Annotated in this window: 11 protein-coding genes and 1 pseudogene; 8 read left to right on the top strand and 4 right to left on the bottom strand. The window is 35.9% G+C overall.

Annotation, left to right across the window (positions count from 1 at the left end):
- From SOY52_RS05125 to SOY52_RS05095, 7 genes are all read left to right on the top strand, one after another.
- Positions 1-753, top strand: a 753-nt coding sequence (locus SOY52_RS05125; protein ID WP_320847900.1) for a sulfatase/phosphatase domain-containing protein, incomplete at its 5' end; no start/stop codon positions are given.
- Positions 750-1,724, top strand: a complete 975-nt coding sequence (locus SOY52_RS05120; RefSeq protein ID WP_320847899.1) for a LacI family DNA-binding transcriptional regulator — start codon at positions 750-752, stop codon at positions 1,722-1,724. The genes SOY52_RS05125 and SOY52_RS05120, both read left to right, overlap by 4 nt.
- 30 nt (positions 1,725-1,754) lie before the next feature.
- On the top strand, positions 1,755-3,029 hold the full coding sequence (locus SOY52_RS05115) for an ABC transporter substrate-binding protein (RefSeq protein WP_320847898.1): 1,275 nt from the start codon (positions 1,755-1,757) through the stop codon (positions 3,027-3,029).
- A 51-nt stretch (positions 3,030-3,080) separates the two neighbouring features.
- A complete protein-coding gene (locus SOY52_RS05110; protein ID WP_320847897.1) occupies positions 3,081-3,989 on the top strand; it encodes a sugar ABC transporter permease in 909 nt (302 codons plus the stop codon).
- Between the two features lie 11 nt (positions 3,990-4,000).
- On the top strand, positions 4,001-4,837 hold the full coding sequence (locus SOY52_RS05105) for a carbohydrate ABC transporter permease (RefSeq protein ID WP_320847896.1): 837 nt from the start codon (positions 4,001-4,003) through the stop codon (positions 4,835-4,837).
- Positions 4,838-5,037: 200 nt separating this feature from the next.
- A complete protein-coding gene (locus SOY52_RS05100) occupies positions 5,038-5,457 on the top strand; it encodes an AAA family ATPase (protein ID WP_320847895.1) in 420 nt (139 codons plus the stop codon).
- 117 nt (positions 5,458-5,574) lie between these two features.
- On the top strand, positions 5,575-6,312 hold the full coding sequence (locus tag SOY52_RS05095; RefSeq protein WP_320847901.1) for a DUF4143 domain-containing protein: 738 nt from the start codon (positions 5,575-5,577) through the stop codon (positions 6,310-6,312).
- A 201-nt stretch (positions 6,313-6,513) separates the two neighbouring features.
- On the opposite strand, the pseudogene SOY52_RS05090 reads toward SOY52_RS05095, so the two are convergent.
- Positions 6,514-6,837 (bottom strand): annotated as a pseudogene (locus tag SOY52_RS05090) (amidohydrolase family protein).
- 128 nt (positions 6,838-6,965) lie between these two features.
- On the opposite strand from SOY52_RS05090, the gene SOY52_RS05085 reads away from it, so the two are divergent.
- Positions 6,966-8,513 carry a hypothetical protein gene (locus SOY52_RS05085; RefSeq protein WP_320847894.1) on the top strand — a complete coding sequence of 516 codons (1,548 nt, stop codon included), beginning with the start codon at positions 6,966-6,968 and terminating at the stop codon, positions 8,511-8,513.
- A gap of 72 nt (positions 8,514-8,585) precedes the next feature.
- Here the strand turns inward: SOY52_RS05085 and SOY52_RS05080 are convergent, their stop codons facing one another.
- From SOY52_RS05080 to SOY52_RS05075, 3 genes are read right to left on the bottom strand one after another with little or no spacing between them, the layout of a single operon-like run.
- Complete coding sequence (locus SOY52_RS05080) at positions 8,586-9,347, bottom strand: metallophosphoesterase (RefSeq protein WP_320847893.1); 762 nt, start codon at positions 9,345-9,347, stop codon at positions 8,586-8,588.
- 17 nt (positions 9,348-9,364) lie between these two features.
- Complete coding sequence (locus SOY52_RS11190) at positions 9,365-9,640, bottom strand: DUF86 domain-containing protein (RefSeq protein WP_414429588.1); 276 nt, start codon at positions 9,638-9,640, stop codon at positions 9,365-9,367.
- Positions 9,641-9,694: 54 nt separating this feature from the next.
- Positions 9,695-10,165, bottom strand: a complete 471-nt coding sequence (locus SOY52_RS05075) for a nucleotidyltransferase domain-containing protein (protein WP_320847892.1) — start codon at positions 10,163-10,165, stop codon at positions 9,695-9,697.
- Between the last annotated feature and the right edge of the window lie 49 nt (positions 10,166-10,214).

Here is a 10,214-nt window from a genome sequence, read left to right as displayed (position 1 = left end):
ATTAATAAGGTTAGGGAAGTCGCACCAGATGCGATGATTATCTATACTTCAGATCACGGAGAAGCACTTGGTGCACATTCCTTGTCCCTCAAAGGACCAAGTGTATATGAAGAAATTGCCCATATTCCAATGATAATTAAGGGTGGAGCTTACATGAAGACCCCTGTAGGAAAGGTATATGAACATGTAACTAGTCATATTGATCTAGTGCCGACTTTCCTTGATTACTTTGGAATAAAGGTTCCTGGAGAACTTCACGGTGTTTCAATGCGACCTATCATTGAAAATCCTGAAGATAATATTCTTCACGACACTGTATTTACTGAGTTCCATCGTTATGAACAAGACCACGATGGATTTGGTGGCTTACAATTTATGAGAGCTGCTATTTCTGATAATGCAAAGCTGGCAATTCACTTGATGGATAAAGATGAGCTCTTTGATACAGCAAATGATAAGTATGAGTTAAAGAACCATATTGAGGATCCTGAATATTCAGCTATTCGTGATGACCTTCATGAAAAGCTACTTGATATGATGAATAAAACTCGTGATCCATTCCGTGGTTATCAATGGAGGTGTAGAAGCTGGAATAAGGAGAAGTACTCACCTGAATGGGAATGTGATGGCTATACAAGACAGAAAGTCACAGAACCAGGAGAGCTTCAAGAACTAGATTATGATACAGGAATGCCTATTACTGAATTTGTTAGGTATAAGAAGAAGTATAAGAAGCCTGCGGGAACTGTATGAAGAGTGTTACAAGGAAGGATATAGCACGAGAAGCTGGTGTTAGTGAGACTATCGTAAGCTATGTCATCAACGATAATAGGTATGTAGATGCCGAAAAGAAGAAACGTGTACTTGCTGCTGTTGAAAAGCTTGGATATAGACCAAGTCCTATTGCACGTGCTCTAAAAGGTAAAACTAGCAACCATGTCCTATTTATCGCAGATGATATGATGAGTGAATACTTTGGTATCATCATCGGTGAAATGGAAAAACGCCTCAGTGGTAAGGGCTATATGATTTCTCTATCAGTAGATAAGGGCGATCCTTCCTTTGTAAAGAAAGTACTTGATTGGAACTTTGATGGTGTAATTGTTGGTTCTAGAACTATGGACCAAAGGTCTATTCAAACATTAATTTCATCATCAATTCCAACAGTATTACTTGCAATTAATGAATATCCTGTCTTCGAAGGACGTTATGGCGTTATTTACACAGGTCTAAAAGGAGGAGCAATAGATGCTGTGTCTGCCATGAAAAAGATAGGAAGGACAAAGATTGTTTATATCGACTCTCTATCTGAGAAATATGTTCTGCCAACAGATTATCGCTATCAAGGATATTGTCAGGTTGTGCAAGAACCACTTGTTATCAGTGGAGTTCCTACTCAAGAAGCACTTGAGATAAAGGTTAGAGACCTTTATAGGAAAGAACATTTCGATGGCATTTTAGCTCGTACTGATTCTGTTGCTCTCTATGCAATTAGAGCATTAAAGGATTTGGGAGTAAAGGTCCCGGATGATGTTTCAGTAGTAGGTTTTAATAACTCGAAGATGTGTGAATACACTTCACCAACTCTTTCGAGTGTAAGAATTAGGCAAGATTTAATTGCTGAGAGTGCACTTAACTTGATGCTTGAGCTAAGAAATGAAGGTGATGTTCAAGTATTAAGATCAGAGCTCAAAACAGAGCTCATAAAAAGGGAAAGTTTATAAAAAAGGAACAAAAAAGGAGGTTCAATTTTTATGAAAAAGATTTTGGTTTTATTGTTGACAGCACTAGTTGCTATGTCTCTTTTTGCAGGTGGAGCTGCAGAGAAAGCTGAATCAGAACAAGTTACTCTTAAGGTCGCTAACTACGCAGTTCTTGAACAGGGTTATATCCCTTTCTGGGAAGGCGTTAAATCAGGTTTTGAGGCTAAATATCCTAACTATAAGATTGAATGGGTAACAGCTCCATATGGTGAAATTGTTAACCAAGTAATTAATATGGCAGGTGGTGGTGATAGAGTAGATGTAATCTTCTCTGAATCAAGCTGGGTTCCAGGATTTGAAGATGCAGGCTTAGCTGCTCCAGTTGATGAAGTATTAAGTGATTCATTTATTAAAGATATTTACCCAAGTGTTCTTGCAGACTTTGAGATTAATGGTAAAGCATATGGTGTTCCTCTCTATGTAACTCCATTCGTTCTTTACTACAATAAAGACCTCTTTGCACAAGCTGGATTAGACCCAAATACTCCTCCTACAACTTATGATGAGATGCTTAAGTATGCTGAAAAGCTTTCACAGCTTAAGGATAAAAATGGTAATAAGGTATATGCATTTGGTCAGACAACAGCAAGTGTTCCTATCAGTGGTACAGCATTAACAGCTATGATCTTCAACTTTGGTGGTGAAGTATTAGATGCTAATGGAAACCTCTCTTGTGATAATGCAGGTTTTAGACAGGCATTTGAAACTCTAGCTCTTATGGATGAAAAGGGCTATAACCCACAGAATGCTAAGCTTAAGGATTTAAGAAATCTCTTCGCTCTTGGTCAGCTTGCAATGTATTATGATCAGAGCTGGGGTTTCAATGGTGTAAGTTCAATTAACCCAGATGCTAAGAGCTTTACAGCTTCTGCAGCTCCATTAAAGGGTGGAAATGGTAGTGGCGAATCTTTAATGAGTGCACACTGCTTCGTACTTGTTGATAATGGTGAAGCTCACAACAAGGCTGTTGATGCATTTGTTCAGTATGTAATTAGTGCAGACACATTAAGTGATTATCTTGCAAACGTAACTCCTGCATATCCTGCAACATATTCAATGGAAGGTATGGAAGGCGTTGCTAATAACCCTATCTTAAAGGGTGCAGCAAGTTCAGTTGCTAACGTTAAGCACCAAGTAACAGTTCCTGCTCTTAACGATCTTAACCTAGAGCTTACAACTCTTGCTCAAGCGGTTACAGTAAGTAACAAGAGTGTTGATCAAGCTATTGCAGAATTTAAGAAAGCAGCAGCGTTAAAGTTACAGTAATTGAATACTTTCGGCAGGGCAAATGCTCTGCCGAAATCTTGGAGAACTATTATGAAAAAACTAAACTCCAAAAATAGAGGGGACAGGATTTATTCCTTTTGCCTTTTAATTCCTGCATTTTTACTAGCCCTCTTTTTTATCTTGATTCCTATTGTTGATTCCGTAATTAAAAGCTTTCAGGATTTCAAGGTTAAAAATATTATTAGTGGCAAACCTGGAGTATGGAATAACTTTGCAAACTACATTAAACTCTTTGCTTCTAATGCTTTAGGAAATGCTATTATAAATACATTTGTATTTGTTGTATTTGTAATTGTTTTTCAATTTGTCTTAGGTATGGCACTAGCATTAGTATTAAATTCAAATATAAAGGGTGCTCGTTTCTTTAGAAGTATTATGATGACACCTTGGGTTGTCCCAACTGTCATTTCAGCACTCATTTGGATGTGGCTTTTCCAACCACAATATGGATTAGTAAAATACCTAGTTAATATTTTCTCCTTTGGGCATATTACTGAGTTTGCAATGCTAAACCAACCAAATACTGCCTTAGCAGGAGTTGGTGTTGCTGCACTTTGGAAGCAAATCCCATTAATGACACTATTGCTTCTTGCGGGCTTACAGAATGTTCCAGATGATATTCAAGAAGCTGCAATGATTGATGGAGCTTCAAAGACTAGAAGATTTTTCTCAATTACAATGCCTTATATGTCATCTGTAATTAAGATTGCCATTAGTATGTCTATCATTGAAAACTTCAAGCAATTCCCACTCTTCTGGACAATGACAGGTGGTGGACCTGATGGAGCAACTACTAACCTTGCTATTCTTTCCTATAGAGAAGCGTTTGTTAGTATGAATTTGGGTTCGGGTGCTGCTGTTACAACTATTTGGATGCTTTTAATGATTATTACAGTTGGAATTTATAATAAGTGCTTCCGCACTTACGATATGAGCTAAGGAGGTGTGATATGAAGGGTCGTACATTATCAAAAGTTTTATGCTACATCATACTTGCACTAATCCTACTATTTTTGCTATTCCCGATTTATTGGATGTTAGCAACCTCATTTAAGACTAACATGGAAGCTTATATGTATCCTCCAACATTCTTCCCTAGTAAAACTACAGTTGATGCATATTTATCCTTATTTACAGTCAATAATCAATTCTTTGTTTACTATATAAATAACTTTATAGTATCTGGTATTACAGCAATACTATGTACACTTTTTGCAGTGTTCACAGGATATGCTTTAGCTCGCTTCCACTTTAAGTGGACAGTAATAATGAGTGGTATTTTGTTATCAACTCAGATGTTCCCAATAGTAAGTAGAATGATTAGTTTATATTCTCTTATGAGTAAGGTTCACTTAATAAACACTATGCCAGGTCTAATTTTAGCTATCAGTGCTGCACAACTACCATTTTGTGCGATGTTAATGAGCTCTTTCTTTGCTAGCGTACCAAAAGAACTAGAAGAAGCTGCTTATGTCGATGGAGCAGGAAGAGGAACTATCCTTTTTAAGATTATTACTCCACTTGTTAAACCTGGTATGTTAGCAGTTGGTATTTATGCCTTCTTAATGACTTGGGATGATTATCTACATGCCGCAACACTTATTCAGACTGATGGCTTAAGAACACTTTCAATTGGTATTGCTCTTAGATATCTTGGTGAGCTTTCTTATGACTGGAGCTTAATTAATGCAATAAGTGTTATTGGCACTATACCAATGGTTTTAGTTTTCTTCTTCTTCCAGAAGTATATGATTAAAGGCTTAGTCGCTGGAGCAGTTAAGGGTTAATAAATTATAGGATGCAGCTTTGCATCCTATTTTTAAATCTTATTATGTTTAACTCATTAAATGAAACTATAATTAATGCTTATATAGTACTATTTCTACAAAACGCCGAAAAATTTCTCTATAAAACGCCGAAAAAATATCTCACAAAACGCCGAAAAATTTCTTTACAAAACGCCGAAAATATAAAATAATTATTTGATATGAAAGACTATAAACCAAGAATTTTAGATACGCTTTTAACAAGGAAACTTGAAGCAAAAGGCGCTATACTTATTGAGGGCCCAAAGTGGTGTGGTAAAACAACCACTGCACTACAGCAAGCAAAAAGTGTCCTTAGAATGGATAATCCATTAGAAAAAGAGCAAAATCTGCGTCTTTCAAAATTAAATCCTCTTAGGTTGTTAAATGGTGATACTCCACGACTAATAGATGAATGGCAAATAGCTCCGACTCTTTGGGATACTATTCGATATGAAGTTGATCAAAGAGGCGAAATGGGGCAGTTTATCCTTACAGGTTCTGCAGTACCTCCTAATACAAAAGAAATTACACATTCTGGTACTGGTCGTTTTTCATGGATTACTATGAGACCGATGAGTCTATATGAATCAGGTGAATAAACAGGTGAAGTAAGCTTAAGAGCTTTATTTGATGGAAACTTAAATGTTGATGGAGTAAATACGCTTGATTTAGATAAGCTTGCATTTCTTGTTTGTAGAGGTGGTTGGCCACAGGCCATTGGCTTAAACAGAGAGCCAGCGCTTCAACAGGCTTTTGATTATTTTGATGCTGTTGTTAAATCAGATATAAACAGAGCTGATGGAGTTAATAAGAATCCTGAACGTGTAAAAAGAATTATGAAATCATATGCGAGAAACCAAGGCACTCAAATTGCTAATACAGTTATTGCTAAGGATATTGAATCTAATGAATCTTTGCTTATTAATGAAGATACTGTTCATTCCTATATTGAAGCTTTAAAAAAAATCTTTGTTGTTGAGGATATGCCTGCATGGAACCCTAATTTAAGATCTAAAACGGCAATTAGAACCTCTGATACAAGATATTATGTTGATCCATCAATTGCTACAGCAAGTCTTGGAATTGGGCCTGAGGATTTAATAAATGATTTAAGTACATTTGGCCTTTTCTTTGAAACCTTGTGTGTAAGAGATTTAAGGGTTTATGCACAAAGCTTAGATGGTTGTGTTTATCATTATAGAGATAGTTCAAATCTTGAATGTGATACAGTTATTCATTTGAGAAATGAATGCTATGGTTTGATAGAAATAAAGCTTGGTGGTAATGATTTAATTAATGAAGGAGCCAAAAATCTAATAAAATTGAAGGATAAAATTGATACTTCAAAAATGAAGTCACCCTCCTTCCTGATGGTGCTTATTGGAGTAGGCTCTTATGCCTATAGAAGAGAAGATGGTGTTCTTGTTGTGCCTATTGGATGTTTAAAGAATTAGTATTTCCCTTTCAAAAGTAATAGGATGAGGCCTTTTCATCCTATTTTTACATCCATTATGCTTTTTCAAGCATCCTTTTTGAAATCTCATTAGCTTTGTTTTTTATAATCACTTCATTAAAGCCAAGTAATACACCATTTCTAACTGTAAATTCCCCATTTACTATTGTGTGTTTTGTCTCATGACTTGCTCCACAGAATATTAAAGTAGCAATAGGTCACTTTGGGCTCCTGCATAAGAAAGCTTATCCAAATCAAAGATAGCTATGTCAGCGCCATAGACTTCCTTTATCTTTCCTAAGTTTCTTTCAAAGTCTAGAGTCTTTGCTCCTTTTACAGTTGCAAGCTGAAATACATCTTTAACTGAAAGACTATCTTAACCATATTTAACTCTTCCAAGCATTAAGGCTGCTCTCATTTCTCCTAACATATCAGATGAGTCATTGCTAGCAGATCCATCGACTCCAAGAGAAACATTGATACCCATTTCAAGCATCTCCTGAACTCTACATATTCCGCTACCAATAATAATTTCTTAGGTAAGAATAGAAATATAAAAAAAGTTGGTGTAGACCCATCTATTAACTATATCCTGCCTTAATAAAATATCTCTTTATAATATAAAATATTTATAAAAGGAGCTGAGTTATTGATATGAAGACTTTATCTTTAAATATAGTGATGACTTATCCTGTTTATTGGAGTAGGTATCAAGTGCTACGTGATTTTATACAGAATTTCTATGATACTGTTGGTTGTGATGAGTGGCCTCAACGATTCTATTATGATTACAAAGATCTTGAACTATCTATGTGGGTAAAAGGAGAAACATTTAATTATGAATGGCTCTTGCACATAGGAGCATCTACTAAAACGAATAATTCAAATGAATATGCCGGTTTTTTTGGAGAGGGCTTTAAAATTGCTTCTTTATGTGCTTATCGTGATTATTATTGGAAGATACAGATGATGTCTGATGACTGGCAAATAGATGTAACAGATATTGAGCAGTCGATTGATAACATACCTGTTAAAATGCTTGCATATAATCTTTACTCTGTAAAAAAGAAAAATGAAACTAAATTAATTTTGAAAAATATAACAAAAGAAGACTATGAGATTTTTCTTGCTGCTTTTGACAGTTTTTATTGTGTAGATAACCCTATTATGGGAAAACTGCTATGGAAGGGTCCTGAGGGTGCTGTATTTTTGAGAAGTAGTAATCCTATTAATGAAAGACTACCAGTAACGAGAGATTATGGAAGGAAAGGTGCAGTTTTCTGTGGATATCAAATGCTGGGGACAAATCCTTTTAACCTTGTTGTATGCTTACATCATTACAGGAAAGAAGATAGGGAGAGGAGAAGTCTGTATCCTTTTGATGTAATAGATGTTTTTAGTTCAATCGTTTTTGATATTGATGCTGACTGTGCAATGATTATGCTAGAAAAGATGAGAAGATATTGGAATACATATCAACAAAAAAGCTTTGATATATTTAGTTGGAGCAGAGTCATAGACAGATTGATTAGAAAAATATCTGAATCACCTATGGTTAAGGATAAGTTTGTTAATAAATACCAAAATCTTATATGTCTAAAAAAAATAGAAAGCATAGCTGATCAAAATCGTAGATGGCAAGCTCGTGCTTGGTTGGATCTTCAAGAAAAGAAATATCTTCCTGTGAAAAGTACATTTATGTTAATGGGGTATCCTACAATAGAAGAGGAATGTGAAAGGCATGGAGGGTTTGTGGTAGACGATAATGCCGATAATTTTCAAGAACGATGCTTCAAAGTGTTAGAAGATGTTTGCAAGGATGTTTTTGCAGGATTCTTTGAATTTAATAGAATACCTGAGAGAAAAATCATAATTAATTCCTTTGCAGTATACAATGGCATGGCTGTTGTTTTTAAAAAGCAAAAGCCGATATTAAATATAATAGGTATAAAAATAAGATATGATGTTGGAAAACTTTATTTGAAATCATCATTATTCACTGTAGAGGGGTATTACGAAGCTTTATCAACGTATGTTCATGAAATGTGCCACTCTTTTGGAGGGGATTCAAGTGCTTCTTTCAGCCAGGCTTTAACATATGCAATTAAATCATTAATGGTTAATAAGGAAATAGTTGCAAACGGAAGGAGTAAATGGAATCAAGAGTTTGAAAAAAAGTTTGGCACAGAAAATGAAAAATAATACTTTGTGATTTTGGTAAATATTTTTTATCGTAAGTGTGCCTGCTCACAGAACAGACACCTTCAAGCATAATCAATCTTCAATTACAATGCAGTTAACTTTCTTGGAAACTGGTGTGCAGGCATCTAATGCAATGATGCCATTGCCGTAATAAGGGGAGAAGTTTGGGTTGTTGTCGAATTCACCACCATCATTTTCGTACCGAGAGTGGCCGAATGAGCAGTGCCAATGACCGCACACAATAGTCTTAGTTGGTTCGATGATACCAGCGTGAGCAGCTTCCATTCCGTTAATCCACCGAGCTTTATCCCACATGGTTTTATCGGCATTGCGCCAATCAGTAACGGGGACATATTCCATCTTGTTGCTGGCAATTCTTACAGGTGTACAGGGTATCCATCCATGAGTGAAAACGTAGTGAGTAGTCTCGTAATAATCTATCATTGTCGGAATAATCTTCTGGATGTAAGGATTTTTTAAAATCGCTCGACCTACATTCTCAGCATCTGTATAAATATCTTTGATGCTGGTACCTGTCAGCTGACAAAGAGTGTCAATGGTGCCATTGGTGTGATGGTGCGTTTGCAAGTAGCTGCACCTATGCCAATTATTCAGAAGATTCATAGTCAAATCTTCATGATTGCCCCGAATAAGAATTACCCGATCCTGGGCAAGAAGGTCAAGAATAAATGCCTGAATTTGTAAAGCCTCAGTGCCTCTGTCAAATAGGTCTCCGCAGATAATTAGTTTATGAGGAGCTTGATCATTGAAGAAGCCTTGTTCTGTCAATGCTTCTTTTAGTTCTTTGAAGTAACCATGAACATCGGCTGTCACATAATATCTCATATATATTACCCCAAAATTATACTAAATTCTTTATGTAGCTGGGTGATGTCATTTTTAACGGTATCGTACACAACAGTTAGATTCACATTGCCATATTCATGAACAATTCGGTTTCGTAGCCCCTTGATTGCCCGCCATGGGATATTGCTGAACGATGCTTTGAAGTCATCGGTTAACTTGTCGGAGTTTTCAGAGATTTGAATCAGCCTGAACATAACGGAGTCTAGGAGGATCTCATTGGCTTCCAGTTCTTCCAACGTAAGTTCATTGGTGTGCTTAATAATAAAAGCAAGATCGGTTACTATTTTTTTATATAGTATTTATTATCTTTCTTGTTATCCATAAATCTTTATTCCGTTCTTCAGTATCTCGTTTATGAGTTCCTGATTGTTATTCAGCTGTTCGCGATTCAATATATCTACCTTTTTTTGCAATGCTTCCCTGATGGTCTCTACAAGATCATAGAACTGTATTCCGGAAATAGGTGTAGATATTAATAGATCTACATCGCTAACCTCGGTAGCCTTTCCCTTTGCATAGGAACCGAAAAGATAGCAATAATCAATGCTGTAGTTTTCAAATACAGAGGAGCAGATATTTTTTATTTGTTCTACAGTCAAAATACCATGGGTTTCATCTACAAAGCCGTATTCATCTAGCTTCTGCACCATAAAGTTATATTTGATAGATCCGATTTTGGAGGCATCCGTTTCATAGTTTTGATAGGTGCGAAGGGGAATTCCTAGATATTTGGCACACTCTGCTTGGGTCAGTTTTTTATTTTTGCGATATTCTTTGAGTGTCATGTTACATCACCTCAATACTTAGTATACCCCAAATAAAAAAATATGTAAG

The organism is Bullifex sp., from assembly GCF_034103065.1.
Classification (GTDB): domain Bacteria; phylum Spirochaetota; class Spirochaetia; order Sphaerochaetales; family Sphaerochaetaceae; genus Bullifex.
Note: the sequence above shows the minus strand (reverse complement) of the source record. Positions and strands in the feature narration are given on the sequence as shown.

Coding starts and splice junctions, on each gene's coding strand:
- SOY52_RS05110 (WP_320847897.1), top strand. CDS start 3,081: ATGAAAAAACTAAACTCCAAAAATAGAGGGGACAGGATTTATTCCTTT.
- SOY52_RS05105 (WP_320847896.1), top strand. CDS start 4,001: ATGAAGGGTCGTACATTATCAAAAGTTTTATGCTACATCATACTTGCA.
- SOY52_RS05100 (WP_320847895.1), top strand. CDS start 5,038: ATGAAAGACTATAAACCAAGAATTTTAGATACGCTTTTAACAAGGAAA.
- SOY52_RS05120 (WP_320847899.1), top strand. CDS start 750: ATGAAGAGTGTTACAAGGAAGGATATAGCACGAGAAGCTGGTGTTAGT.
- SOY52_RS05115 (WP_320847898.1), top strand. CDS start 1,755: ATGAAAAAGATTTTGGTTTTATTGTTGACAGCACTAGTTGCTATGTCT.
- SOY52_RS05085 (WP_320847894.1), top strand. CDS start 6,966: ATGAAGACTTTATCTTTAAATATAGTGATGACTTATCCTGTTTATTGG.
- SOY52_RS05075 (WP_320847892.1), bottom strand. CDS start 10,165: ATGACACTCAAAGAATATCGCAAAAATAAAAAACTGACCCAAGCAGAG.